21 protein-coding genes are annotated in these 25,780 nt (G+C 56.6%); 7 read left to right on the top strand and 14 right to left on the bottom strand.

Annotation, left to right across the window (positions count from 1 at the left end; translation table 11 throughout):
• Genes paaG through paaA form a run of 7 tightly spaced genes read right to left on the bottom strand, consistent with a single transcriptional unit; the run spans position 1 to position 5,123 of the window.
• Positions 1-789: a 2-(1,2-epoxy-1,2-dihydrophenyl)acetyl-CoA isomerase PaaG gene (gene paaG, locus UR289_RS14865; protein WP_029741870.1), complete on the bottom strand. Its 789-nt coding sequence runs from the start codon at positions 787-789 to the stop codon at positions 1-3.
• Positions 789-1,556: a 2,3-dehydroadipyl-CoA hydratase PaaF gene (paaF, locus tag UR289_RS14860; RefSeq protein WP_232938141.1), complete on the bottom strand. Its 768-nt coding sequence runs from the start codon at positions 1,554-1,556 to the stop codon at positions 789-791. Before paaF ends, paaG begins: the two co-directional genes overlap by 1 nt.
• On the bottom strand, positions 1,553-2,623 hold the full coding sequence (gene paaE, locus UR289_RS14855) for a 1,2-phenylacetyl-CoA epoxidase subunit PaaE (protein WP_039262617.1): 1,071 nt from the start codon (positions 2,621-2,623) through the stop codon (positions 1,553-1,555). Before paaE ends, paaF begins: the two co-directional genes overlap by 4 nt.
• Positions 2,624-2,630: 7 nt before the next feature.
• Positions 2,631-3,128 (bottom strand): 1,2-phenylacetyl-CoA epoxidase subunit PaaD, encoded by a 498-nt coding sequence (gene paaD / locus UR289_RS14850; protein ID WP_320710697.1) that lies wholly within the window; start codon positions 3,126-3,128, stop codon positions 2,631-2,633.
• Positions 3,129-3,139: 11 nt separating this feature from the next.
• Positions 3,140-3,886: a 1,2-phenylacetyl-CoA epoxidase subunit PaaC gene (gene paaC, locus UR289_RS14845; protein ID WP_033145423.1), complete on the bottom strand. Its 747-nt coding sequence runs from the start codon at positions 3,884-3,886 to the stop codon at positions 3,140-3,142.
• Positions 3,887-3,894: 8 nt separating this feature from the next.
• Positions 3,895-4,182, bottom strand: coding sequence for a 1,2-phenylacetyl-CoA epoxidase subunit PaaB (gene paaB, locus UR289_RS14840; protein ID WP_033145422.1), 288 nt, complete (start codon positions 4,180-4,182; stop codon positions 3,895-3,897).
• Between the two features lie 11 nt (positions 4,183-4,193).
• Positions 4,194-5,123 (bottom strand): 1,2-phenylacetyl-CoA epoxidase subunit PaaA, encoded by a 930-nt coding sequence (gene paaA / locus UR289_RS14835; protein WP_033145421.1) that lies wholly within the window; start codon positions 5,121-5,123, stop codon positions 4,194-4,196.
• A 285-nt stretch (positions 5,124-5,408) separates the two neighbouring features.
• On the opposite strand from paaA, the gene paaZ reads away from it, so the two are divergent.
• The 3 genes from paaZ to UR289_RS14820 all read left to right on the top strand — a co-directional run bounded on the left by paaZ (position 5,409) and on the right by UR289_RS14820 (position 11,446).
• Complete coding sequence (gene paaZ, locus UR289_RS14830; protein ID WP_320710694.1) at positions 5,409-7,451, top strand: phenylacetic acid degradation bifunctional protein PaaZ; 2,043 nt, start codon at positions 5,409-5,411, stop codon at positions 7,449-7,451.
• Positions 7,452-7,942: 491 nt separating this feature from the next.
• The gene (tynA, locus tag UR289_RS14825) at positions 7,943-10,219 is read left to right on the top strand and encodes a primary-amine oxidase (protein WP_320710692.1); all 2,277 of its coding nucleotides are present in this window, start codon (positions 7,943-7,945) and stop codon (positions 10,217-10,219) included.
• A gap of 120 nt (positions 10,220-10,339) precedes the next feature.
• Entirely contained in the window at positions 10,340-11,446 is a 1,107-nt protein-coding gene (locus UR289_RS14820; RefSeq protein ID WP_058840684.1) for a GGDEF domain-containing protein, read from the top strand.
• A 137-nt stretch (positions 11,447-11,583) separates the two neighbouring features.
• Here the strand turns inward: UR289_RS14820 and UR289_RS14815 are convergent, their stop codons facing one another.
• Positions 11,584-13,083 (bottom strand): aldehyde dehydrogenase family protein, encoded by a 1,500-nt coding sequence (locus tag UR289_RS14815; RefSeq protein ID WP_320710689.1) that lies wholly within the window; start codon positions 13,081-13,083, stop codon positions 11,584-11,586.
• Positions 13,084-13,324: 241 nt separating this feature from the next.
• Between UR289_RS14815 and feaR the strand changes: the two genes are divergently transcribed.
• On the top strand, positions 13,325-14,233 hold the full coding sequence (gene feaR / locus UR289_RS14810) for a transcriptional regulator FeaR (RefSeq protein ID WP_033145415.1): 909 nt from the start codon (positions 13,325-13,327) through the stop codon (positions 14,231-14,233).
• Here feaR and UR289_RS14805 read toward each other — a convergent pair whose 3' ends face one another.
• The 4 genes from UR289_RS14805 to UR289_RS14790 all read right to left on the bottom strand — a co-directional run bounded on the left by UR289_RS14805 (position 14,234) and on the right by UR289_RS14790 (position 18,595).
• Positions 14,234-14,551, bottom strand: coding sequence for a YdbL family protein (locus tag UR289_RS14805; protein WP_028017556.1), 318 nt, complete (start codon positions 14,549-14,551; stop codon positions 14,234-14,236).
• Positions 14,552-14,558: 7 nt separating this feature from the next.
• Positions 14,559-14,750 carry a YnbE family lipoprotein gene (locus UR289_RS14800; protein ID WP_014169918.1) on the bottom strand — a complete coding sequence of 64 codons (192 nt, stop codon included), beginning with the start codon at positions 14,748-14,750 and terminating at the stop codon, positions 14,559-14,561.
• Positions 14,747-17,386: a YdbH family protein gene (locus UR289_RS14795; RefSeq protein WP_320710686.1), complete on the bottom strand. Its 2,640-nt coding sequence runs from the start codon at positions 17,384-17,386 to the stop codon at positions 14,747-14,749. Before UR289_RS14795 ends, UR289_RS14800 begins: the two co-directional genes overlap by 4 nt.
• 453 nt (positions 17,387-17,839) lie before the next feature.
• Positions 17,840-18,595, bottom strand: a complete 756-nt coding sequence (locus UR289_RS14790; protein ID WP_320710684.1) for a DUF4225 domain-containing protein — start codon at positions 18,593-18,595, stop codon at positions 17,840-17,842.
• Positions 18,596-18,959: 364 nt separating this feature from the next.
• On the opposite strand from UR289_RS14790, the gene UR289_RS14785 reads away from it, so the two are divergent.
• Positions 18,960-19,949, top strand: coding sequence for a 2-hydroxyacid dehydrogenase (locus UR289_RS14785; RefSeq protein ID WP_058840686.1), 990 nt, complete (start codon positions 18,960-18,962; stop codon positions 19,947-19,949).
• A 19-nt stretch (positions 19,950-19,968) separates the two neighbouring features.
• Here the strand turns inward: UR289_RS14785 and UR289_RS14780 are convergent, their stop codons facing one another.
• Complete coding sequence (locus UR289_RS14780) at positions 19,969-21,177, bottom strand: MFS transporter (protein WP_320710682.1); 1,209 nt, start codon at positions 21,175-21,177, stop codon at positions 19,969-19,971.
• Positions 21,178-21,633: 456 nt separating this feature from the next.
• Here UR289_RS14780 and UR289_RS14775 point away from each other — a divergent pair, with 456 nt between their 5' ends.
• Positions 21,634-22,305, top strand: coding sequence for an MgtC family protein (locus UR289_RS14775; protein WP_039262658.1), 672 nt, complete (start codon positions 21,634-21,636; stop codon positions 22,303-22,305).
• 244 nt (positions 22,306-22,549) lie between these two features.
• The gene (gene uspF / locus UR289_RS14770) at positions 22,550-22,984 is read left to right on the top strand and encodes a universal stress protein UspF (protein WP_023292544.1); all 435 of its coding nucleotides are present in this window, start codon (positions 22,550-22,552) and stop codon (positions 22,982-22,984) included.
• Positions 22,985-23,085: 101 nt separating this feature from the next.
• On the opposite strand, the gene UR289_RS14765 is transcribed toward uspF, so the two are convergent.
• Entirely contained in the window at positions 23,086-25,668 is a 2,583-nt protein-coding gene (locus tag UR289_RS14765; RefSeq protein ID WP_320710680.1) for an EAL domain-containing protein, read from the bottom strand.
• Positions 25,669-25,780 lie beyond the last annotated feature (112 nt).

Raw genomic sequence — 25,780 nt, 5'->3', positions numbered from 1 at the left:
TTATTTCCCCGTAAAGTTCGGCGCGCGCTTCGCCAGGAAGGCGCTGACGCCCTCGCGGTAGTCGTCGCTGCGCCCGGCCAGGCGCTGGTAGTCGCGCTCCAGATCGAGCTGGGCGTCCAGGGTGTTGGTTTCCGCGGCGTTGATCGCCTGCTTGATCAGCCCCAGCCCGAAGGTCGGTTGAGACGCAAAGTGCAGCGCCATCTGCTGCGCGGTAGTGGAGAGCTGTTCGTCATCCACCACCTGCCAGATCATTCCCCACGCCTGCGCCTGTTCGGCGCTGAGCTTGTCGCCGAGCAGCGCCAGCCCCATAGCGCGGGCGCGTCCGGCCACGCGCGGCAGCAGCCAGGTGCCGCCGCAGTCCGGCACCAGGCCGAGCTTGCTGAAGGCCATCACGAAGTTGGCGGAACGCGCGGCGATCACCATATCGCACCCCAGCGCCAGCGTCGCACCCGCCCCCGCTGCTACGCCGTTAACCGCGCAAATCACCGGTTTCGGCAGCTTTGCCAGGCGGCGCACCAGCGGGTTATAGAAGGTTTCAACGGACATCCCCAAATCCGGCGCCGGGCCGTTGGGGTCGACGTTGCGGTCGTTCAGATCCTGACCCGCGCAAAAGCCGCGTCCCGCCCCGGTGATCAGCAGGCAGCGAACGGTGTCATCACGCTCGGCCTGTTTCAGGCACTCGGCAAGCTGCTGGTGCATCACGTCGTTAAAGCTGTTCAGACGCTCCGGACGGTTCAGCGTAATGGTCATTACGCCCTGCTCAACATGACTGAGAATAAATTCCACAATTAGCGTCCTTTAAAGTCGGGGGTGCGTTTTTGTAAGAAGGCATCGATGCCCTCCCGGCGATCCTCGGTGGCAGAAAGCAGCGTAAACAGCTGACGCTCCTGGGCCAGACCGGCCTGGAGCGGCACCTCCTGAGACTGGCGCAGCGCCTGTTTCGCCGCCTGCAGCGCCAGCGGAGAGTGGCGCGCCATCAGCGCCGCCTGCTTCAGGGCATACTCCAGCGTCAGCGCTGGCGGGAAAACGTCGCTCACCAGCCCGGCGCTCAGCGCCTGCTGCGCGGAAATACTCTCGCCGGTCAGCACCATTTTGCTGGCAAGGGATTTACCGACGCTGCGGATAAGACGCTGGGTGCCACCTGCGCCGGGCATAATGCCCAGCGTAATTTCCGGCAGGCCAAAGCGGGCGTTATCGCCAGCAATGACTACGTCGCACAGCAGCGCCAGCTCGCAGCCTGCGCCCAGCGCGAAGCCGTTCACGGCGGCAATCAGCGGTTTAGGAAAAGCGTTGATGCGCGCCCACAGCTGCGGGCGGATATCGTTCAGCGTGGCGGGCAGGTCTTTCTCCGCCATTTCGTTGAGATCGGCCCCGGCGGCAAAGCAGCGCTCGCTGCCGTAAATCACGCAGACGGCGATGTCGGCATCTGCTGCGGCGTCCTCAAGCTGCTCGGCAATCTGGGTTAACAGCGCGTTATTGAGGGCGTTGCGCGCCGCCGGACGGTTTAGCGTCAGCTGCTGCACGCGGCCATGACGGGTAACAATCAGTTCGCTCATGCCATCCCCTTCGCGTCGAAGTCGACAATCACGTCGGCGGTTAACGGCAGCGACTGGCAGCTCAGCACGTATCCGGCGGCCAGCTCGTCCGGCTCCAGGCTGTAATTGGTCGCCATGTCCACCTTCCCACGCAGCACTTTGCATTTACAGGTGGCGCACACGCCGCCCTTGCAGGCATACGGGAGATCCGCCCCCTGACGCAGGGCGGCATCCAGGATGCTTTCGTCGTCCGCCGTCAGGGTGATTTCGCGATCGCGCCCGTCCTGGCGCACGGTCACTTTCTGTCCTTCCGCCTGGACGTGCACCGCGCGTTTAGCGGTGGTCCCCGGGGTGTTAAAGCGCTCAAGGTGAATGGATTTGTCCGGCATCCCCAGCGCTTTCAGCGTCGCTTCGGCGTCGTCCATCATCGCCGACGGGCCGCAGATAAACGCCTCGTCGTACTGGCGGAAGTTAATCAGGGTTTTCGCCAGCGCCTGCAGCTTTTCCCCGTCGATGCGGCCATAAAGCAGATCGCTGTCCAGCCGCTCCTGGCTGAAGATGGAGACCAGCTGCAGCCGCTGCGTGTACTTGTCCTTCAGGTCCGCCAGCGCCTGGCGGAACATCATGCTCTGGCTGCTGCGGTTGCCGTAGATCAGGGTGAAGTGGCTGTTGGGTTCGGTCGCAAGCGTCGCGGAGATAATCGCCAGCATCGGGGTGATCCCGGAGCCTGCCGCAATTGCCAGGTAGTGGCCTTCGCGTTCAGCCCGCGGCTGGTAGCCAAACTGCCCCTGAGGCACCATCACCTCCAGCGCCATACCCGCTTTGATCTCATCACGGGCATAGCGGGAAAAGCGCCCGCCGTCGATGGCTTTGACCGCCACGCTGATTTCGCCCGGGGCGGTACTCCGGCAGATGGAGTAGCAGCGGCGCAGCTCGTCCCCGCCAAGCTTCGTTTTTAACGTCAGGTGCTGGCCTGGGCGGAAGCGGTAGGCGTCCTGCAGCGCCTGCGGCACCGCGAACGTGATGGTCACCGCGTCGCGGGTTTCGGGTTCCACTTTTGCCACTGTTAATGAATGAAACGTTGTCATGGCAGCCTCAAATACATTTGAAATAGTCGAAGGGCTCGCGGCAGGTGTTGCAGCGGTAGAGCGCTTTGCAGGCCGTCGAACCAAATTCACTGATAAGCGCGGTCTCGGTGCTGGCGCAGCGCGGGCAGCTCACCTCCACAGGCGCGTGCGCGTGGCAGCTATGCCCCACGGGCGGGCTGATGCCGTAGGACCGCAGGCGCTCGCGCGCGTCGGCGGTCATCCAGTCGGTGGTCCAGGCGGGTTCAAGCTGGAGCACAATGTGTACCGGGGTAAAGCCGTTCGCGGTCATCGCGTCGCGGATCGCCCCCAGCAGGTGCTCCGTTGCCGGGCAGCCCGAGTAGGTTGGCGTGAAGCCAATGACCCAGCCTTCCCCCTGCGCCTTCACGCTGCGCACCATGCCTAAATCGGTGATGGTTAATACCGGCACTTCCGGATCGGGGATCTGGCTTAACAGCGACCAGATCTGCGGGATTTGCGCGGGCGCGATGTCGACGAGGCGTTGCATAGCGTTCTCCTTTACCACTGCTGACCGGGATACGCGCGCTGGAGGTACTGCATTTCCGCCAGCATCGGGCCCAGATGTTCGGTATGCAGCCCCCTCTTGCCCCCGGTGCGGTACGCCACCTCTGCGGGAACCTGCAGGCAGGCTTCATTGAGACCGGCAAAGACTTCGCTTTCCCACGGCTGGCGCAGGACGCGCGGGTCAACCGCCACGCCGGCGTCAATCAGGGCCAGCTCGACGTCATCGGCTTCAAACAGCTCCGCCGTAAAACGCCACAGATTGTCGATGGCCTGCTGCATTTTTTGCGCGGACGTTTCGGTCCCGTCGCCCAGACGCACCAGCCAGCCGCGGCTGAAGCGCAGGTGGTAGCGCGCCTCTTTAATCGCTTTGGCGGCGATGGCCGCAAGCTGGCCGTCGCTGCTTTGAGTCAGCCGTTCGTACAGCGCCACGTTCCAGGCATCCATCAGGTACTGTCGGGCAATGGTGTCGGCGAAGCTGCCGTTCGGCTGCTCCACCAGCAGGACGTTGCGGAACTGGCGCTCGTCGCGGCCAAACGCCAGCGTGTCTTCATCGCCCTGGCCTTCCCGCTCCGCGGCATAGGTCAGGAAATTGCGCGCCTGGCCCAGCAGGTCGAGACCGATATTGGCGAGCGCGAGGTCAATTTCCAGCTCCGGCGCGTGGCCGCACCAGGCGCCGAGACGCTGGGAGAGCACCAGACCGTTATCGCCCAGACGCAGGGCATAGGCAGTCACTGAATTCATTCTTTGCCTCACATATGCTCGATGCCGTCGGGGATGGTGTAGAACGTCGGATGGCGGTAAACCTTGCTTTCCGCCGGGTCGAAGAACTCACCGCTCTCTTCCGGCTGGGAGGCGACAATCTCGCTCGCCTTAACCACCCAGACAGAACACCCTTCGCTGCGACGGGTGTAGGCATCACGCGCATTTTCCAGCGCCATGCGATCGTCGGCGGCATGCAGACTGCCCACGTGACGGTGGGATAACCCTTGTTTGCTACGTACGAACACTTCGTACAGCGGCCAGTAGACGTTGCTCATCGTGATTCCTCTTAAGCCACTTTGCGGGCGTGTTGTTTTTCCGCGTGCGCCAGTGCGGCTTCGCGCACCCACGCCCCCTCTTCCCAGGCTTTACGTTTGGCGGCCAGGCGCTCGTGGTTGCAGATGCCGCGCCCGCTAATGACCTCGTCAAACTCCTGCCAGTCGATCTCGCCGAAGCGGTAATGACCGCTCTCTTCATCCAGACGCAGGTCAGGATCCGGCACCGTCATGCCCAGCATCTCCACCTGCGGCACCGTGTTGTCGACAAAGCGCTGGCGAAGTTCGTCATTGCCGAAGCGTTTGATTTTCCACGCCAGGCTGCGGGCGCTGTTCGGCGAGTTGTCGTCGTTTGGCCCGAACATCATCAGCGCTGGCCACCAGAAGCGGTTGATGGCGTCCTGCAGCATCTGACGCTGGGCCTCGCTGCCCTGCGCCAGCGCCATGCAGGCCTCAAAGCCCTGGCGCTGGTGGAAGCTCTCTTCTTTACAGATTTTCACCATCGCGCGGGCATACGGACCGTAAGAGGTCCGGCACAGCGCCACCTGGTTGACGATAGCGGCGCCGTCCACCAGCCAGCCGATCACACCGATATCGGCCCAGCTCAGGGTCGGATAGTTGAAGATGGAGGAGTATTTCATCCTGCCGTCGAGCATTTTCTGGTAGATGTCTTCCCGCGCGCAGCCCAGCGTTTCCGCCGCGCTGTAGAGGTAGAGCCCGTGCCCGGCTTCGTCCTGCACTTTCGCCAGCAGGATCGCTTTTCGGCGCAGCGTCGGCGCGCGGGCGATCCAGTTCCCTTCCGGCAGCATGCCGACAATTTCGGAGTGCGCATGCTGACCAATCTGGCGGATCAACGTCTTACGGTAGGCGTCAGGCATCCAGTCCTGAGGCTCAATCGCCGTCTCCTGCGCTATGCGCTGCTCAAACCGTTGTTCTTGCGTCACGTCATCACCTTTATGATTCGTTAGTTTGCAAATTAAGGCGTAAAGTTGAATCACTTTGTTTTTTAAAAGTTACACACAGGTTAAATATAACCCCAAGAATTGTTTCCTGGTTTTGTGATGCTGCTCGCAAGGCTTTTGCATCAGGCCTTTCATAAAGCGTCTTCAGGCGATGCGATTCATCCAGCCAGATCACAACGTTAACAATTCATTAAAAACTCAGCTTGATTTTTATGATTCACGATCAAACTATTAATGAGTAAATCACGTAACATTTGGAGATAAGCGATGCAGCAGTTAGCCAGCTTCTTATCCGGTACCTGGCAGTCTGGCCGGGGCCGCGAGCGCACTATTCATCACGCCATCAGTGGCGAAGCCCTGTGGAGCGTGACCAGCGAAGGGCTGGACATGGCGGCCGCCCGTCGCTATGCGATTGAGCACGGCGGGGAAGCGCTTCACGAGATGACCTTTATCGAACGTGCTGCCATGCTGAAGGCGGTGGCAAAGCACCTGCTTAGCGAGAAAGAGACGTTTTATGCCCTGTCGGCCCAGACAGGGGCGACGAAGGCGGACAGCTGGGTGGATATTGAAGGCGGCATCGGCACCCTCTTCACTTACGCCAGCCTGGGCAGCCGCGAGCTGCCGGATGACACCCTGTGGCCGGAAGACGAGTTAATCCCCCTGTCGAAAGAAGGCGGCTTTGCGGCGCGCCACGTTCTCACCTCCAAATCCGGCGTGGCGGTGCACATCAACGCCTTTAACTTCCCCTGCTGGGGAATGCTGGAAAAGCTGGCGCCGACCTGGCTTGCCGGCATGCCCGCCATCATCAAACCCGCTACCGCGACCGCGCAGGTGACGCAGGCGATGGTGAAATCCATCGTCGACAGCGGGCTGGTGCCGGACGGCGCCATCAGCCTGATCTGCGGCGGCGCGGGGGATCTGCTCGACCAGCTCGACAGCCAGGATGTCGTGACCTTTACCGGCTCCGCCAGCACCGGGCAAAGCCTGCGCGTGCACCCGAATATCGTGGCGAATTCGATTCCGTTCACCATGGAGGCCGACTCCCTGAACTGCTGCGTGCTGGGGGAAGACGTTACGCCAGACCAGCCGGAGTTTGCCCTGTTCATCCGGGAAGTGGTCCGCGAGATGACCGCCAAAGCCGGGCAAAAATGTACGGCCATTCGCCGGATTATCGTCCCGCAAAACCAGATTGACGCGGTGAGCCAGGCGCTGATTGCCCGCCTGGAAAAAGTGGTGGTGGGCGACCCGGCGCAGGAAGGGGTGAAGATGGGTGCGCTGGTCAACGCCGAACAGCGCGCGGACGTGCAGGAGAAAGTGGAGCAACTGATCGCCGCTGGCTGCCAGATCCGTCTGGGCGGCAAAGCAGATTTGCAGGCCGCGGGGGCGTTCTTCCCGCCGACCCTGCTGTTCTGCCCGCAGCCGGATGAAACCCCGGCGGTGCACTCCACCGAAGCCTTCGGCCCGGTTGCGACGCTGCTGCCGTATCGCAACGCGCGCCACGCGATGCAGCTTGCCCGCGCGGGCGGCGGCAGCCTGGCCGGTACGCTGGTCACCGCCGATTCGGCAATTGCCCGCCAGTTTATTGCCGGCGCGGCGCGCGCCCACGGGCGTATTCAGATCCTAAACGAGGAATCATCAAAAGAGTCTACCGGCCACGGCTCCCCGTTGCCTCAGCTGGTGCACGGGGGCCCGGGTCGCGCGGGCGGCGGCGAAGAGCTGGGCGGCCTGCGCGCGGTGAAGCACTACCTGCAGCGCACCGCGATTCAGGGCAGCCCGACGATGCTGGCCGCCATTGGCAAACAGTGGGTGCGTGGCGCAGCGGTGCAGGAAGACCGCGTGCATCCGTTCCGCAAATACTTTGAGGAGCTACAGCCGGGCGACAGCCTGCTGACGCCGCGCCGCACCCTCACGGAAGCGGACATCGTGAACTTTGCCTGCCTGAGCGGCGACCACTTCTACGCCCATATGGATAAGATCGGTGCGGCGGAGTCGATCTTCGGCGAGCGCGTGGTGCACGGCTACTTCCTGATCTCCGCCGCGGCGGGACTGTTTGTTGATGCGGGCGTCGGGCCGGTTATTGCCAACTACGGCATGGAAAACCTGCGTTTTATCGAGCCGGTTAAGCCGGGCGATACCATTCAGGTGCGCCTGACCTGCAAGCGTAAAACGCTGAAGAAACAGCGTACCGCCGAGGAAAAACCGACCGGCGTGGTGGAGTGGGCGGTTGAGATTTTCAACCAGCACCAGCAGGCCGTGGCGCTCTACTCCATTCTGACGCTGGTGGCGCGCCAGCAGGGCGATTTCAGCTAACGTCCCTTTCCCTTTACCACAATGGCTGGTGGCTCCCGGTAATTTGACGCTGCTTACAGATTCACTGGGGGCCTTCAGCAAGGCCCTCAACATAAAGTGAACGGAATGACCTCCACAGCCGTATGTTCCCCCTCACCCCAGCCCTCTCCCTCAAGGGAGAGGGGGCCGTCTGTGCTGACATCATTTGTGGGGTTACCTCAGCCTCAATGAGGAGAGGAAATGGTCTGGCATGTGATTTATCCCCGCTCTTTTTTTAACCTGGCAAGGCTGACAAATAATCTGGCAGATGCAGGCAAACGCTTTTCTCAGGCGCCTGTCAGGATAAGGCTGTCACAACACAATATCCCCTAAATAATTCGAGTTGCAGGAAGGCGGCAAGGGAACGAATCCCCGGGAGCGTACATAAGTACGTGACTGGGGTGAGTGAGTGCAGCCAACGCACCTGCAACTTGAAGTATGACGGGTATAAACACAACAAGATGAGGTCTACGATGGGAAGCAATTCTTCTTTTTCTGCCCGTAGAACGGCGCTGGCTATGGCCGTTGCGCTGTGTTGCGCCTGGCAATCCCCTGTTTTCGCCCACGGCAGTGAGGCGCATATGGTCCCGATGGACAAAACGCTGCAGGACTTTGGCGCGGACGTTCAGTGGGATGATTACGCACAGATGTTCACCGTTGCGAAAGACGGTGCCTTTGTGAAGGTCAAACCGGGCGCAAAAACCGCCATCGTCAACGGTAAAACCCTCAGGCTTGAGGTGCCGGTGGTGATGAAAGGCAAGAAAGCCTTTATTTCCGAAACCTTCATCAACGACGTTTTCCAGTCCGGCCTTGACCAGACCTTCCAGGTAGAAAAACGCCCTCACCCGTTAAACGCGCTAACGGCGGACGAAATTAAGCAGGCCGTTGAGATTGTGAAAGCCTCGGCGGACTTTAAGCCGAATACCCGCTTTACCCAGATCGCCCTGGCTGAGCCCGAGAAAGCCAAAGTGTGGGACTTTGTGCTCAACGGTACGGCAGTGGATGCCCCTCGTAAGGCGAAGATCGTCATGCTCGACGGCAAGCACGTTATCGAAAGCGTGGTGGACCTGAAGGATAAAAAAATTCTGCGCTGGGAACCGGTAAAAGACGCGCACGGCATGGTGCTGCTGGATGATTTCACCGCGGTTCAGCAGATCATCAACGAAAGTACCGAGTTCGCCGAGGTGCTTAAAAAACACGGCATCACCGACCCGAAAAAAGTGATTACCACGCCGCTGACCGTCGGCTATTTCGACGGTAAAGACGGCCTGAAGCAGGAAGATCGCCTGCTGAAGGTAGTGAGCTATCTGGACGTGGGCGACGGCAACTACTGGGCGCACCCGATTGAAAACCTGGTGGCCGTGGTCGATCTTGAGCAGAAAAAGATCCAGAAGATTGAAGAAGGCGCCGTTGTTCCGGTTCCCATGACCCCGCGTCCCTATGATGGCCGCGACCGCATGGAGACGCCGAAAAAACCGCTCAACATCACTGAGCCGGAAGGCAAGAACTACACCATCACCGGGGATATGGTGCACTGGCAGAACTGGGATTTCCACCTGAGCCTGGATTCCCGCGTCGGCCCAATAATTTCAACCGTCACCTATAACGACAACGGCAAAAAACGCCAGGTGATGTATCAGGGGTCGCTCGGCGGCATGATCGTCCCTTATGGCGATCCGGACGTGGGCTGGTACTTTAAAGCCTATCTCGACTCCGGCGACTACGGTATGGGCACCCTGACCTCACCGCTGGTGCGCGGTAAAGACGTGCCGTCCAACGCCGTGATGCTCAATGAAACTATCCCGGATTACACCGGCGCGCCGATGGAGATCCCGCGCGCGATCGCCATTTTCGAACGCTACGCGGGGCCAGAATACAAACATCAGGAGATGGGCCAGCCGAACGTCAGCACCGAGCGTCGCGAGCTGGTGGTGCGCTGGGTGAGTACCGTGGGCAACTACGATTACATCTTCGACTGGGTGTTCCATGAAAATGGCACCATCGGCATTGATGCTGGCGCGACGGGTATCGAAGCGGTGAAAGGCGTTCAGGCGAAAACCATGCACGACGCCACCGCCAAAGACGACACCAAATACGGCACGCTGATCGACCATAACATCGTGGGCACCACGCACCAGCACATCTACAACTTCCGTCTCGATATGGACGTGGACGGCATCAACAACAAGCTGGTGGCGATGGATCCAGAAGTGAAGCCGAATACCGCCGGGGGCCCGCGCACCAGCACCATGCAGATCAATCAGTATGATATTGATACCGAGCAGCAGGCGGCGCAGAAATTCGACCCGGGCACCATTCGGCTGCTGAGCAACACCAGTAAAGAGAACCGCATGGGCAACCCGGTCTCGTACCAGATTATCCCTTACGCGGGCGGTACGCACCCGGTGGCGACCGGCGCGAAATTTGCCCCGGACGAGTGGATTTATCATCGCCTGAGCTTTATGGACAAACAGCTGTGGGTTACCCGTTACCATCCGGATGAACTCTACCCTGAAGGGAAATTCCCGAACCGCTCCATTCACGACACGGGCCTGGGACAGTACAGCAAGGATAACGAGTCGCTCAACGATCGGGATGACGTGGTCTGGATGACCACCGGCACCACCCACGTCGCCCGCGCGGAAGAGTGGCCGATTATGCCGACGGAATGGGTGCATACTCTGCTTAAACCGTGGAACTTCTTCGACGAGACGCCAACGCTCGGGAAAAAGAAAGACGAACTGAAATAAATAACGCACCGGGCGCAATGCCCGGTTTTTTTTGCCTCTGCATTTGAGGATCGTCCTGGCTTGCTTATAGTTACTGATATCTCACCTGCATGATTTATCCCCCGGACGGGAAAGGGCTTTATGGAAAAAAGAAAAAAACCGACACTTGAACGGGCAACCTGGCCAACGCGCCATGCTATGGTCATGCACGGGCTGGCGATGAACCTGCCGTGGCTGGCCTTCGTGAATATCAGCTTCGCGGTGATGATTCTGCTGCGACACGTTTTGCTTAATACCAGCGATCCCCTTTATCCCCATTCGCCGCAGCTGACGAGAATAGTTGATGCCTCCATGCTCGGCATTATCATCCTCTCCGCCGCGCTGATCCTGATGGCCTGGCGGCGCATCGCCGGCATCAGCGTGGTATTGTTTATCTGCAGCGCCATCTGGTCGGTCTCCTGCTTCTGGTTTATCACCCAGCTGCTGCTCCCGCACGTCTGGCCGCTGTGCGTCATTTTATTACTCGCCGGCTTAACGGCGCTCTATTTTTATCCTGAAGGGCTACTCGCCTTTGTGCTCCCGCTCTGGATCACCCTGCCGGTAGCAAGCTGGATACGGAACGATGGCCTCAACCTTCACTTCATTGTTATCTGGAGCGTCTTTACGCTGATCCTGATTTGCGGACGTTTCATCCTGCTGAGCTGGTTTGACGAGGCCTGGCGACGTAACCAGCAAAATCAGCTATTGATCTCCAGGCTGGATGCGCTGGCGCATCAGGATCCATTAACCAAAACCGCCAATCGCCGGAAAATGGAAGTGGTGCTGGAGAACGCGGTTGAGCAGAAAAAAACCTTCTCGGTGATTATGCTGGATATCGACTATTTCAAACGCTACAACGACACCTACGGGCACCAGGCGGGTGACGACTGCCTGACCCGCGTGGCGCGGGTGCTAAAGCAGTCGGTGCGCACGCCTGACGATGTGGTGTCACGCTACGGCGGCGAGGAGTTCGTGGTGATCCTGTTTAACTGTCCGGAAAACATCGCGGAAAAGGTGGCCTTACGCATTCAGGACGGCCTGCGTACAGAAGCTATACCGCACAGTGCGTCAACCGTTAGCGATCGTGTCACCGTGAGCATGGGGATTGCGAGCATGGCGGAGGGGTTAGCAGGCACCGAGATCATCGCCCGCGCCGATGCGGCGCTGTATCGGGCGAAAGAGGCCGGGCGGGATCGGTGGTCGCTGTAAACATGTCGGGTGGCGGCTACGCCTTACCCGACCTACAAAATTCGCCCGGTGCAGCCTGATGCCCTCACCCTGACCCTCTCCCACGGGAGAGGGAACAAACACAAAAAAGGCAACCTCCAGGTTGCCTTTTGCTTTTACTAGTAGCGCACGCACACCGATTTGGTTTCACACCAGCCGTCCAGCCAGTCCGGACCAAAGTCACGCCCGGTGCCGGACTGCTTCATGCCGCCGAACGGCAGGTTGGCGTCAATCAGCGTATGGCTGTTCACCCAGACGGTGCCCGCCTGCAGCCGGTCGGTATATTCCAGCGCCTTGCTGATATTCTGCGTCCAGACGCTGGCCGTCAGGCCATACTCGCTGTCGTTTGCCAGCTGGAGCGCCTCTTCCCCGTCGGCGACGCGTAAGAGGTTTACCACCGGGCCAAACACCTCTTCACGGGTCAGGCGCAGTGAGGCATCCGGGTTCACCACCAGCGTAGGCGAAACGTAATAGCCTTTGCCTTCAGGCCCCCGGTTACCGACGATCAGCTCCGCGTTGCGCGACTTCGCTTCATCAAGGAAGGTCTGCACCTTGTCGCAGTGCGCGCGCGACACCAGCGGGTTGATAAACGCCTCCGGCGACATGCCCGGCCCGACGCTCAGGGATTTCACCGCCTGCTCAAACCCGCTGACCAGCGTGTCAAACAGCGGCGCTTCAATATAGATGCGCGAGCTCGCCGCGCACACCTGCCCCTGGTTCAGGAAGCTGCCGGTCATCAGGCCTTCGATCACCCACGCCGGGTCTGCGTCTTTTAGTACGATGGCCGGGTTTTTCCCGCCCAGCTCCAGAGTCACCCCGGTTAGCGTGTCCGCCGCCGCGCGGGCAATTTGCTTACCCGTCGCCGTTGAGCCGGTAAAGCTCACCTTTGCAATATGCGGATGCGAGGTCAGCGCTGCGCCGCACACCGCGCCACTCCCGGTCACCACGTTGAACACTCCGTCCGGAATGCCCGCTTCGCTTGCCAGTTCCGCCACGCGCAGCATGGTCAGCGGCGTGGTCTCTGACGGCTTGATGACAATAGAGCAGCCCGCGGCCAGCGCAGGCATCACTTTCCACATCCCGATCATCAGCGGGAAGTTCCAGGGCACAATCCCGGCCACCACGCCAACCGGCTCCTTACGCGTCCACGCCTGATAGCGGGCGCCCTGCGGCAGCGGAATGGAAAGGTCGAGGGTCTTACCCGAAATTTTGGTGGTCAGCCCGGCGGTATAGCGCATCCAGTTCAGGGTGCAGCCGACTTCAAACATGCGGGAAATGTTGATGGATTTGCCCTGCTCCAGCGTTTCAAGCTGGGCCAGCTCCTCGCTGTGCTGTTCGACCAGATCGGCGAAATGAAGCAGGATCCGCTCGCGCTCCGCCGGCAGTTTTCCGGCCCAGCTGCGGGCGACAAACGCGCGCCAGCCGGACATGACGGCACGGTCAACGTCATCGACGCTGGCATCGGCAGTCGAGGCAATGACCTCGCCCGTGGCCGGGTTGAAGACGTTCAGCCGCTTTTCACTGTCCGACGCGGCCTGACGCCCTTCAATCCACAGGCCATGCTGTCGGTCTAAAAATTGTTGTACGGCAGGCTGAATGGCCACCAGTGATTCAGACATAGGATACTCCTTCGTTATTCTTCGCAGGGTGTCCATCCAGTCTAAGTGGGGTTTTGCGTTCGCGCTTTTGTCTCTGTGACATTCGCTTTGCCACCTGTGACAGGCTCCGCAAATCGCGATAATTGCCGCTTATATCGCTGTTACCGGTGAGTGTTCTTTCCTATAGTCAGCCTCATAGCTCTGACAAAATGCAACACAAATGCAACAATGCAAAAACGTTGACGGTGCAGTGAGAGAAACGATGGCGTGTGCAAGCGAGCAGGAACAGTATCAGCAATGGCTGGCGCAAATTAACCAGGTTTGCGGGCGTTTTAACGCGCAGCCCACCGGGGGGAAATTCTTCGGCGAGCTGGAGACTAGCTACGCGCGCAGCCTGAAGCTCAGCACCGTGACCGCAGGCGGCGTCAACCTGTTCCGCTCCCGTCAGGAGATCGCTCAGAGTAATGATGCCTGGTTCTATACCGTGTTCCAGCTCGAAGGCAGCGCGGAAATTGAGCAGGATGACCGTCGCGCGCTGCTCAGAACCGGTGATATCACGCTGATTGACGCGTCACGTCCCTGCTCGATCAACTGGCGGGAAAAATCCCGCCAGATTTCGCTGCTGGTTCCCCGTCAGATTATTGAGCAGCAGTGTCGTTTCCAGGAGATAAGCTGCGCGACCGCCCTTTCCCGCACCTTGCCGACTGTACAGCTGAGCCATCGCCTGCTGATGGAGAGCATGAGCAATGCCGACCTGAGTGACCGGGAGAGCGAAGCGGCGCTCGAAGCGATGATCTGCCTGCTGCGCCCCGCGTTCCAGCAGCGTGAAATCATTCAGCCGCGCAAGGAGCGCCAGTTCCAGCATGTGGTGGCGCTGATTGACGACCATATTCAGTCTGAATCGCTGCGCCCGGAATGGATTGCCGCCGAGAGCGGCATGTCCGTGCGCAGCCTTTACCGCATGTTTGCCGAGAAGGGGCTGGTGGTGGCGCAGTACATCAAAAACCGTCGTCTGGATCTCTGCGCGCAGGCACTGCAATCTACCGGTGATGATGAAAAGCTGGCGGGCATTGGCTACAGCTGGGGCTTTACCGACCATAGCCATTTTTCTACGGCGTTTAAGCAGCGTTTTGGCGTCTCGCCGGGTGAATACCGCAGGCGCTACCGCTAACTACTTTTTGAGCCATTTTCCGTTAATGCCCTTCACGTATTCGCCCGGCTGCGCGCGGGCAACCAGTTTCTGACCGGCCATTTTAGCCACTTCATCGACCGGCAAATTATTGCTGTCAGCCAGCTTCTGGTAGTTTTCCGTGCGCGCCGCATTGATACGATTGACCAGCGCCAGCGTTTCCGCGTCCTGTTGAATCGGGGCAAGATAGCCGCTGAGGGTTTCCCCCACGCGCCCCTGCGCCCGGGCATCGTTTAAGGTCAGCGCAGCCGCCTGCACGTTCATCCCCAGCGCCAGTAAAATGAGAGCTAATCGTTTCATGGCATCCTCAGAACAGATCGCTGCGCGATTTCAGCAGGGTTTCAACGTCTTTATCGACCTTAATGTGGATCTCATGTTCGATTTTGACATTCATATTGATGGTAATCGGCTCCTTTGGCGCAGCGACTTCAATGCGCGGCGTACAGCCGGTCAGTAGCGCGGCAACGGCAACGGTGAGCACACCAGCCATCTTTTTCATTGTTGTTCCTCACTTTCCTTGCCAGTCAAACTGCGGGGAGCAGGTATCGCCGCATGTTGCTCAAACCAGGTTTGCAGATTGTCCCCAAAGCGCAGGCTGCGCCAGAGGGTAAAGACATTCTCGTCATGGGTATAGTTCAGGTTGACGGAGCTGCTTTTGCCATCCACCCGGCTGGTCCCCTTGATGGTCGCCTGCATGGTTAATTCACCCAGATTATCTAAATTGATTCTCGTCCACGAACGCGAAATTTCCATATAGCGGAGCCAGTTAATCGCGGCGCCCGCCACCATATTATCTTTCACGATGGCGTCTGCCGTATCTTTGTCGATGCGCAGCGTCATTGGCCCCGGGTTGGTCAGCCAGCCATCTTTAATGATCCATTTTTCATTGTCCAGCCAGAACGGCAGCGCCCCGCTCACCGGCCCTGACATGGCAAACTGTTTCGGATTAACGGCGCTGATCAGCTCGCTCGAAGAGATATTGTCCACGCGCAGCAGGGCCGGATCGTGCTGCGGCATCCGCAGCTGCTGCATGGTGATTTTCCCGCCGAGGGTTTCCACCTTCACGTTGGTGAGGAGCAGCGGATTGTCCTCCGTCCACGGATAATCCCCCTGTAGATCGGCGGTAATGTTGCGCGCGGTCACCAGGTTTTCCACTTCGCCTATGCGCAAGGTGACCGGACCACGCGTGCCGAGAGACCAGGTTCCCTCGCTGAAGCGGAACGGCAGCACAAAATCGACGCCGTTAATCTGGTTATCCGGCATCCAGGCGCTGCCGGATTTCAGCACGCCGTGCCCGCCCGCTTCAAAGCCCTGATCGGCCGCCGCCGAGAAGGCGACCTGCGCGTAAAGCTCCCCGTCGCGCAGCGTCATTTTCCAGTCCGGCGGGATCAGCGGCTGGAAGACGGTGAGCGACTGTTTTGGCCACCAGGCCTGCCCGCGAAGGCGCACGCCATCCCAGCGTCCGTTCACCTGTACCGGGCCGATTTTGTCCGCATGGAGGTCGCCCCTGAACTGAAAAATGGTCGGGTCGGTGCCGTCGACGCTGAAGGTCAGGACCGAGGGCGGCAACGCGCTGCCGCCGGAGAAACGGGTTTGCCCGGCGTTGAGCGACAGCGCGCCGCTGAAGGCCGGTTTTTCGGGGTCACGCAGCCAACGCACCGGTTGATCCAGCACGAGACGCGGCTTGCTGACCTCCATCGTACCGTACTGGAGTTTGTCAAAACCGGTGGAGAGCGCCGTCAGCTCAATAAGATTGTCGCGCCACTCGCCTTTCCCGGCGACATCCCAGCGGGCATGCATCGGCGTGAAACCGCCTTTCCCCCAGTAGCGCCACTGCCACAGGCCGTTATCAGGTAAAAAGTCGTTGGCCTGGCCGTCCAGATGGAGTTCAAAATCGCCCATCTCGTTTTCATGAGCGCGCAGAATCGCCTGTAAACGACCGTCCACGCCCTTCTGCGTCAGCTTCACGCCCGCCAGCGGCCAGCGGATTTCATCGATATCGAGTGAGTCGATGATGCGCCCGCGCGAGCGGAGCAGCGCGCCCGGCTCAAAGGCCAGCTGCGGTTCATACAGGCTGCCGGTCAGCGTGGCGGGCAATTTTGCGTAAAGAATGAGATCGTTTTGCTTCGCTTCACCGCTCAGATGCAGGGGCATGTCGCTGTTTTCCATGCTGAGTCTGCCGGGCCCAATGTTCAGTACCGCGTTGCCTTTCCCCGCGTCACCTTGGGTAAGCACATTCAGCCGTCCGGTCAGGGTGGTGTTATCCAGCCCCTGCTGCCAGTTGTCGGCGCGAAGGGATACCCGCCCGCTCAGCGGCATACCCGAGAGATCCCAGTTCCAGCGCCCGTCGCTGATGTTCAGCTGCTGCGCGGTGATCTGCCACGGCAGGTCGAGCAGCGGATCGGGATTATCCCGCGCCATCACCACCAGCTGACCCTGATTGTCTTCCCAGTCCAGATCGGCATCGACCAGAGACGTCAACTGTGGCACGTTAAAGGTCGCGACCGCGTGGCCCTTCACCGGCACGCCATCCGGTACCAGCGGCAAGGTAAACTCGCCCACCAGCTTAATCGGCTGCGGCTGGTCCGGGAGCTGGACATCGAACTGGCTGACCGAGAGCGTCTGACCGCGAAGCGTGCCTTTAATGCTGACCTGCTCGCCTTTATAGGCGATCTCCTGAATGGACGGCGTCAGCGACGCATGCAGCTCGCCCTGCCACTGCTGCCAGGGCGACAGCGTCAGACGGTGAACCGTGATCCAGGTATTCGGTAATACCGCCTGCCACTGTGCCAGCGTTTTGGGGGCGACCGTTGAGGGCGCAGACTGGGGAATTTTGCTCAGACAGACGGAGTTAAGATCCAGCGCGCCGATATCCAGCTTCCAGCGGCTCGGGTGTGACAGCGTCACGTTATCGATGCGGGCAATTTCGCAGTCTTCAACCAGATAGCGAAGATCGGGGATCACCAGCGCGTGGCGGGTAAGTTTCGGACTCTCTTCGAAAGCGATGCGCGTCCCGACGGGCAGCCAGATCCCGGCGAGCGTCGGTACCCACTGGGCGAGCGTCATCAGCAGCGTCAGCGGCAACAATATGAACAGCAGTAAAAGCGCAAGAGCGGCTTTGTATTTACCCTTCATGGGCAGTTAATATCCTGATTTAGCGAAAGAATTAAGCCGGCAGTGCCGATCATTGTCGCATGTTTAGCTGGTCAGTTGAAGTCAAAGCCAGGTTTAAGGATAGATGCTGTAACGTTAAGTTGCGAAACTAGGGCCTGTTCCGAGGCATCGCCAGAAGGTAAAGCATGGCGAATATCAATGACCCCCAATACACCGAGTCGTACCGCCAGGGATCAAAATCAATATGTAAAAAACCGCTAACAAACTCATAGCCGTTGGCAAAAACGTTAATTTGAATGGCTGCGATGGCTATCACAAATAGCGTATAGGCAATGAACAGAGGATATTTATGAAGCCTGTTGACCTTGAGTTTCCCGAGATACAACAAGAAAAAAATGACAATAGATACAATAAAATAGCATACGGCAGGTAGAATCGGTGGGGTTAATGACAACTCGAATTGTTCCGACATAATTAATTCTCTTTAGCTATCTGGTACATCTGCCAACCTGTGACGCTTCCACTGGTTATATCCAGAGCCATCGCTGTTTTAGAAGCCTCTTGCCATCCTCTGATATAATCAGATTCGATGTTGCGAAACAGACTCCAGGATTTTTCTCTGGGAGCCAGTACTCTCCTGCCCGCGCCATAGGCTGATAAAGAGATATCAACTACTCCATAGACAATATCAGCTTCATTATTCCCATAGCCGAGTTTCGCTGCTGCGTAACGATAAGCATCTCTTAGCGTGCCAGACCGATCTTCACGATAAAGAAGATAGTATCCATTTTCATACATGTTGTTTAGCCCATGAGTAATCATAGGTGCACCATACGCAGCACAGGCCAGACCCAGCGAACCGACGCATAAACTAGCGCCCCCATACACTTGCGCACCACCGGCAACGAAACCGATCTGTTTAAGCGCTAAAGTCGTCGTTGTTGTCCGGTTTTTTTCAACAACAATAAATAACTTAGCTCTATTGAAGGTGAGTAAATCATCCTGTTCCTTAAGATGATGTATCTGTTCATCAAGTAATTGAATCCCGCCTGACCAGGTCAAGCAATGCGACTCGATCTCCCTTCTCAGGTGAGCAACAAGTTGTTGAGTTTCAAAAAACATACCAGCGGTACTATAAAGCAAATGCTTTGTGGCAATTCGCTGCGCAAGATTTTCAATCTCTAAGACTTTCTCTTCGAAATGACTTTTGTCCCGATTATGGTTGTACATTCGGTCTCCCTGTCATTTTAATATGATAGTAATAATACTACCTTCAATGTTAGGACATTCAAAGAGCTACGTCATTTTAACAGCTAAAGGTAGTCATATTTTCAAGCATTGGGAAACCACTTACCAAAACATACGCACTTGTTGTGACTTTAGTCTCCCCCATAGCCCCCTTAGAGTAAAACAAGCAGACATGTCGCTGGTGTCAGTCCCGCTTAAGAAATCGGTGGATATGAATATCATGGAGTTAGGGTGCACATATGCTCTAGAATAATTGATAGAACTTATTGAATTCAATAATATTTTATAAATTGTAAGATAATTTTAATCATGCTAACGTGAATGCAAAATCACTGGAGAAAGTCTTATGAAACTCGCGGTATATAGCACAAAGCAGTACGACAAAAAGTATCTGCAACATGTTAACGAGGCTTACGGGTTTGAGCTTGAATTTTTCGACTTTCTGCTGTCCGAAAAAACCGCCAAAACGGCGCACGGCTGTGAAGGCGTCTGCATTTTTGTTAACGACGACGGCAGTCGTCCGGTGCTGGAAGAGTTGAAAAAACAGGGCGTGAAGTATATCGCCCTGCGCTGCGCGGGCTTTAATAACGTGGACCTCGACGCGGCGAAAGAGCTGGGTCTGAGGGTGGTGCGCGTCCCGGCGTACTCCCCGGAAGCGGTCGCGGAACATGCAATTGGCATGATGATGTCGCTCAACCGTCGTATTCACCGCGCTTATCAGCGTACCCGTGATGCCAACTTCTCTCTGGAAGGGCTGACCGGCTTTACCATGTACGGCAAAACCGCGGGCGTGATCGGCACCGGTAAAATCGGCGTCGCCGCCCTGCGCATTCTGAAAGGCTTCGGCATGCGTCTGCTGGCGTTCGATCCATACCCGAGCGCCGCTGCGCTGGAGCTGGGCGTGGAATACGTCGACCTGCCGACCCTGTTCTCCCAGTCTGACGTGATCTCCCTGCACTGCCCGCTGACGCCGGAGAACTACCACCTGCTTAACCAGGCGGCGTTTGACCAGATGAAAGATGGCGTGATGATCATCAACACCAGCCGCGGCGGGCTCGTTGACTCTCAGGCCGCTATCGAAGCGCTGAAAACCCAGAAAATTGGCGCGCTGGGAATGGACGTGTACGAGAACGAACGCGATCTGTTCTTTGAAGACAAGTCGAATGATGTGATCCAGGACGACGTGTTCCGCCGCCTGTCAGCCTGTCATAACGTGCTGTTTACCGGACACCAGGCGTTTCTGACTGCCGAAGCGCTGATCAGCATTTCAGAAACCACGCTGGGTAACCTACAGCAGTTAGAAAAGGGCGAAGCGTGCCCTAACGAACTGGCGTAAGCGTGACGCCGGGTGGCGGCTATGCCCCACCCGGCGTACTGTCTGTTTCCCAGGTCCGGTGCGCAAAGCACCACCACAGCAGAACGGCCACCAGCGCAATCGCGCTCAGGACACTGAATGCCGTGGCAAATGAGTAATGGCCGGCAATCGTGCCGGTTAACGCCGGGCTCATGGATGCCCCAACCCCCTGCATCAGCATCACCACACTCTGCCCCGCATTGACGTGCCCGCTCCCGCGCAACAGCACCACGATAAACGACGGTACCGCGACGCCCAGGATCCCTGCGGCGAGCCCGTCGAGAATTTGTACCGGGATCATCATGAGCGGCGCGTCCGTAGACGCCGCCAGCGCTGCGCGCACCGGCATCACCAGCAGCGCCAGCATAATTAAGCGCCAGTAGCCGTAGCGGTCTATTCGGTGGGCGACCCAGATGGCGACGGGGATCATCACGGCCTGAGAGATGATAACGGTGCCCGCCGCGTACAAACCGGGGTTGATCGAGGCGGGCGCGGAGGCCACCCTCATGCTCAGCATCGGCAACAGCGCGGCGTTCGCCAGGTGAAACAGCAGCAGCGTCAGTCCGGTCACGAACAGCGCCCGGTTTTTAATCAGCACGGCAAAGCCGGGAACCGGCAGGCTCGCTGAAGAAGAGAGCCCCCTCGCCGCGTCGTTATCGATATCCCCGTTGCGAATGGCAAGCAGCGCACAGAGCGTTAACAGCGTGGTACAGGTCATCAGCAGGAAAATTCCGCCGACGCCCCAGTACCACGCAATGCCCCCTGCAATCAGTGCGGTAACAAAGTTGCCGCCGTGATTGAACGCCTCATTTTTGCCCATCTGCGCGCTGAACCCGCTCTGGCCGGTCAGCCCCAGGGTAATCCCGGCGATCAGCGGCCCAACAAACGCCGCGCAGATGCCGGAGACAATTTGCGAAACGGCGACAACAGCGCTCTGCTGGCTAAACCAGAGCAGGAGCGTGCTAAGGGTGATGAGCAGGCACACCAGCGCCAGCACGGTCCGCTTGCTGCGTGAGGTGTCGGTGATGAATCCCGCCGGCAGCGTGGCCAGTAGTCCCGCCAGCCCACCGGCCGTCATCAGGATGCCGATATCATCGGGAGCCCAGTGGCGTTCGGTCAGAAAAATACCGAGAAAAGGACCGAGGCCATCGCGGACATCCGCGATGAAAAAACTTGTCAGGCATAATGCCCGCAGCGAACGAAGAGACATACTTCCTGCCTTTGTCTGTTATCGCCTGTAAAAAAGGAAATGTAGTATAGCGGGTATTTTTTAAAATCAGATGACGTCTTAAAAAATATGCCTTGCGAACTTAAACAATTCATAACGGAGGCTGTTTTTTCGCTTTACTCATTATCGACCCTGACTATACTGGCAATAAATTTTCACAGGAGTCCTTCGTTGGAAAGTTATTTTATTGTTGATACGAAGGTAAGCTAGCGCGATTTCCTCGCTGCTTACCTGAAACGGTGGGCAGCAATCCTCTTTAAGCGATTGTATCCCGAAATAGTAAAACCACTCAATTTGTGGGGCATCGCATGTTCATGTTTACACATTCACTCTTTCCGCCACCGTCGTCCTGACACGTTTAGCATTTAAACGGCGTTATGATGTGCTTAGCAAAGCACTGACGCTTATTATTTAATAACGTTAACAGGCGACAGGCTGATGTTCCCTTATATCTCTCATCTGCTCGCAGCGATGCTGCTGGGCGCAATTATTGGCGCGGAAAGACAGTGGCGCCAGCGTATGGCCGGACTTCGTACTAATGCACTGGTTGCCACGGGTGCGGCAGTGTTCATTTTAAGTTCGGTATCGACTTCTCCTGATAGCCCGGGGCGTATCGCAGCGCAGATCGTCTCCGGTATCGGCTTTCTTGGCGCAGGCGTCATTATGCGTGAAGGAATGAATATTCGTGGTTTGAACACCGCCGCAACGCTGTGGTGCTCGGCCGGAATTGGCGTACTGTGCGGATTAGGCCAGTTCTGGAATGCCGCCATGGCCAGCCTAATTATTCTCTGCGCTAACATATTGCTTCGCGAAGCCGCGCAGCGAATTAATCAACTGCCCGTGCTCCATGAAGGCGAAAAATGCTATGTACTTAAAATCATCTGCAATGATGAGCATGAAGATGCGGTGCGGCAGAGCGTCGTAAATATGGCGAAAGAGTTGACGTTAAGTCTGAAAGCGATTTATTCCGCTACGGCGCAAGCAGAAGGTAAAACCGAAATTCGGGCGGAAGTGATGACCCGGGAGGAATACCGAAAATTACTCGATCTGATTATGGGGAATATGGGCGGGAATAAAATTATCGCGTCCGTCAGCTGTCACGCAATATGAACAAGGTACCGGGCATTGCGCCCGGTTGAGGCTTTGGCGTTTTGCAGAAACGGACCGTGACGCGGAGAGATTCATCCCCGAATGCCCCTGTTCGTTGTCACGCCACGTTGACGAGATCACGGGCAGGTTCGACTGTACGCCTATCACATAACCGAAATTTGTCCCCGTTATGACAGCTTGCTCTCTGTTTTCCTGAAATTAACGGTCTACCCTGAATTGTGTGAAAAACACTCAGGAGGGACAAATGTATAACTCAATTTTGGTTCCAATTGACATTTCGGAGGATAGCCTGACGCACATGGTTATCCCCTTCGTTCAGGCACATACAGCACTTAACACAGCTAAAGTTCACTTTCTTACCGTCATTCCATCGCTTCCGTATTATTCATCATTAGGTTTGGCCTATTCGGTTGAAATGCCGAAGCTGAAAGAGTTCCAGCACGCGGCCTTAGCGAAGCTGGATGAAATCGTTAAGCAATTCAAAATTCCTCCAGACAAGATACAGACTCACGCCGTGACGGGCTCTCCAAAAGATCAAATCCTTAAGCTCGCTGACACGATCGATGCCGACCTGATTATCATCGCTTCCCACAAACCTGACATATCGACGTATCTGTTGGGTTCGAACGCTGCGGCAGTGGTTCGGCATGCGAAATGCCCTGTCCTGGTCGTAAGATAGAAAGCGGCGTTTACGATCGTGGATACGAACGGAGAGCGGATAACAAAAACCGGGCGAGAAGCCCGGTTTTTCATTTACGCTTTCCTGAGTGAAAGCGCGATTTAGAGATTTACTCTGTTGGCGTTTAAATTTAAGTCCGTAATGGCGGCCGGTTTTCCAAGCAGGTAGCCCTGAACTTCATCACATTTATTTTTTTTCAGAAAAGACAGCTGTTCGACGGTCTCCACCCCTTCTGCGGTTACCGCCATGGAATAGGCTTTCCCCAGGTCGATAATTTTCTCCACGACTGACTGGTTCTGCGGCGAGTCACCGAGGGTAAAAATAAAGCTCTTGTCGAGCTTAAGCCCGTCAAACTGAAACTTCCGCAGATAGCTCAGGGAGGCATAGCCGGTACCGAAATCGTCAATCAGAATGCGGACGCCCATTCTTTTGAGAGACTTCATGGTCTGCAAGGTTTTTTCCGGGTCGGAAAGCGTAACGTTTTCAGTGACTTCAATTTCCAGCCGGTTGGGTTCAAGCCCCGTTTCGTGAAGGATCTCTTTTATTCTTTCGGCAAGATCGCTTGCCTGGAATTCGATAGCAGAAATATTGACGGAGACCGATAATCCCGGCAATTTGTCTTTCGTCTCCGTACAGGCTTTGCGTATGACCCAGTTGCTCAGGCTAATAATCAGCCCGGTTTCTTCTGCCAGCGGGATAAACTGATCGGGCATTATGGTCCCCCGAGCCGGGTGCTGCCAGCGTACCAGCGCTTCGACGGCCTCAATTTTAGAATACCGGAGGTTATAACGCGGCTGGTAAACCAGGTAGAGCTGTTCTTCGCGAATCGCGGTCTTGAGTTCTAATTCCAGTTTCCTGCGTTCGGTCAACTTTTCCGACATATCCGGGCGATAATAGACCCATCGGTTTCTGCCGGATTGTTTCGCCTGATACAGCGCAATATCCGCGTAGCGCAGAAGATCGTTTGCGCTGCTGCTATCCCGGGGAGCCAGCGCAATGCCCATGCTTACGCCTATCGCCACATCATTGCCCTCAATGGCGAAAGGACGGTTAAGTTCTTGCACGATACGACGACACACCTCCTCAATCTGGTCTTGCTGGCTGGTGTTGCCGAGGAGAAGCATAAATTCATCCCCTCCCTGCCGTGCGACAAAATCACCCCGACGAACGCAATTTTTAAGACGTGAAGCGACCTCGCCAAGCAGGGCATCGCCGGTGGAGTGCCCGAAAATATCATTGACGGGTTTAAACTTGTCTAAATCAAGGCAAATCATGGCAAACGGATAACGGTTAAGGTCTTCTTTCGCCAACTGGCCAGCCAGAAATTCCTTAATATGATACCGGTTCGGCAGACCGGTTAATTCATCATGGCGTGACAGGAACTCCACGCGTTTTGTTGCTTCAACTTCCTGAGAGACGTCGGTTGCCGCGCCTCGCAACACCACCGTTCCATCAGGCTGAGCAGAAAACTTTGCCAGAAGCGTGCAATATGACGTGGTTTGTTGCGCGTGAGTATAAGGACAGTTTTTAAATTCAAAGCGTTCGGTTAAGTCCCGCTGCCCGGCGCAGTCATGTGATAATCCGCCTGTCGCCGGAAAGAGTTCATCCAACCTGCGGCCTATCCATTTGCTATTTTCATATCCCGTTATTGTAGAAAAACGACCCGATAGCCACGTTATCCTTAACGATAAATCTGTTTCCCAGAACCAGTCGCTGGTTGTTTCACTGACGTCCCGGAATCTTTTTTCACTCGTAATAAGATTCAACCGCGCCTGCTCAAGGAGAAACGTATTTTCGTCAAGCATTCTCGCCTTGTGCATAATATGGCGCATTAATATCACCGTCATCGATACCGTCAGAACGACGGAAAGAATGAGCAATGGCAAAAAATAAATTATTAACGCCTGGCCGGGATTTTCACCGTCCCAGATAATTTGCACATCCCCATTTTGGGTGCTTAATGTAAATTCCGTCTGATTCTTTATTTGAGAAGTGGCTGGATCAGATGAAGTCCGAACGTTCTGGATGCCGTCATCCTGACCAATCGTGAGGAGTTTTTTAGCCGTTAACTTGTCTATAAACACCATTGTCGACGGTTTTCCGGGCATGGTTTGCACGCTCGCATCATCGCCCGTCGTTATCCATTGCGCAGAAACAATGGCCGGCACGGAATCGATAAGCGCTAGCACAGAAACCGGCACTCCCTTTTTTATACTCAACTCATGGAGTAAACGGTCTTTGGTTGATTTGTCTAACCAGCGCTCCAGCTCCTGAAGCTTCAGCTTCCCGTCAACCACGCTGTATCGCGTACTCCCTTCCGGAGAGAGAACAAACACCCCTTCGTAGCCAAAGTTGTCATACAGGGACTTACCCAGGTTCTGCTTATCCCATGCCCAGTGAACGTCATTGTTCAGATGAAGATGTTTGTAGGCATCCCCCCACTCGGCATTATCTTTCAAATGACTTCGCATGCTCTCCTGGCGGGTCTCCAGGGCTTTCCTTAACAAAAATTCATCGTGCGTGTCGCTGATTTCATTCACATTATCTTTTATTATTAGCAGGGAAATTATTGCCGCAATAAAAATACTTATCAACAACGTTACAATATAGGTAAAGGTTTTATTTATCAGGCCTTTAGAAGGCTCGGTATCCGTGAAGCCCGGATTGTTCAGAGGTAGGGTCATCTTTCGCCTTCTTAACTGCTACTGCGTCGATTTTTATGCCACTTTCATTTATCGGCACAAAATAACAAAAATTTATAGCTAAAAATCCGAAGCTAAAGGTTTTTATTTTTAC

The organism is Enterobacter sp. 302C9, from assembly GCF_034106085.1.
GTDB classification, from domain to species: Bacteria; Pseudomonadota; Gammaproteobacteria; order Enterobacterales; family Enterobacteriaceae; genus Enterobacter; species Enterobacter asburiae_B.
Note: the sequence above shows the minus strand (reverse complement) of the source record. Positions and strands in the feature narration are given on the sequence as shown.

What these genes read in the sequence shown, in the direction of transcription:
- UR289_RS14780 (WP_320710682.1), bottom strand. Translation starts at nt 21,177, where the DNA reads ATGTCTCTTCGTTCGCTGCGGGCATTATGCCTGACAAGTTTTTTCATC.
- UR289_RS14800 (WP_014169918.1), bottom strand. Translation starts at nt 14,750, where the DNA reads ATGAAAAAGATGGCTGGTGTGCTCACCGTTGCCGTTGCCGCGCTACTG.
- paaB (WP_033145422.1), bottom strand. Translation starts at nt 4,182, where the DNA reads ATGAGCAACGTCTACTGGCCGCTGTACGAAGTGTTCGTACGTAGCAAA.
- UR289_RS14795 (WP_320710686.1), bottom strand. Translation starts at nt 17,386, where the DNA reads ATGAAGGGTAAATACAAAGCCGCTCTTGCGCTTTTACTGCTGTTCATA.
- UR289_RS14765 (WP_320710680.1), bottom strand. Translation starts at nt 25,668, where the DNA reads ATGACCCTACCTCTGAACAATCCGGGCTTCACGGATACCGAGCCTTCT.
- paaZ (WP_320710694.1), top strand. Translation starts at nt 5,409, where the DNA reads ATGCAGCAGTTAGCCAGCTTCTTATCCGGTACCTGGCAGTCTGGCCGG.
- UR289_RS14790 (WP_320710684.1), bottom strand. Translation starts at nt 18,595, where the DNA reads ATGTACAACCATAATCGGGACAAAAGTCATTTCGAAGAGAAAGTCTTA.
- paaC (WP_033145423.1), bottom strand. Translation starts at nt 3,886, where the DNA reads ATGAATTCAGTGACTGCCTATGCCCTGCGTCTGGGCGATAACGGTCTG.
- UR289_RS14820 (WP_058840684.1), top strand. Translation starts at nt 10,340, where the DNA reads ATGGAAAAAAGAAAAAAACCGACACTTGAACGGGCAACCTGGCCAACG.
- paaF (WP_232938141.1), bottom strand. Translation starts at nt 1,556, where the DNA reads ATGAGCGAACTGATTGTTACCCGTCATGGCCGCGTGCAGCAGCTGACG.
- UR289_RS14775 (WP_039262658.1), top strand. Translation starts at nt 21,634, where the DNA reads ATGTTCCCTTATATCTCTCATCTGCTCGCAGCGATGCTGCTGGGCGCA.
- feaR (WP_033145415.1), top strand. Translation starts at nt 13,325, where the DNA reads ATGGCGTGTGCAAGCGAGCAGGAACAGTATCAGCAATGGCTGGCGCAA.
- UR289_RS14805 (WP_028017556.1), bottom strand. Translation starts at nt 14,551, where the DNA reads ATGAAACGATTAGCTCTCATTTTACTGGCGCTGGGGATGAACGTGCAG.
- UR289_RS14785 (WP_058840686.1), top strand. Translation starts at nt 18,960, where the DNA reads ATGAAACTCGCGGTATATAGCACAAAGCAGTACGACAAAAAGTATCTG.
- uspF (WP_023292544.1), top strand. Translation starts at nt 22,550, where the DNA reads ATGTATAACTCAATTTTGGTTCCAATTGACATTTCGGAGGATAGCCTG.
- paaD (WP_320710697.1), bottom strand. Translation starts at nt 3,128, where the DNA reads ATGCAACGCCTCGTCGACATCGCGCCCGCGCAAATCCCGCAGATCTGG.
- tynA (WP_320710692.1), top strand. Translation starts at nt 7,943, where the DNA reads ATGGGAAGCAATTCTTCTTTTTCTGCCCGTAGAACGGCGCTGGCTATG.
- UR289_RS14815 (WP_320710689.1), bottom strand. Translation starts at nt 13,083, where the DNA reads ATGTCTGAATCACTGGTGGCCATTCAGCCTGCCGTACAACAATTTTTA.
- paaE (WP_039262617.1), bottom strand. Translation starts at nt 2,623, where the DNA reads ATGACAACGTTTCATTCATTAACAGTGGCAAAAGTGGAACCCGAAACC.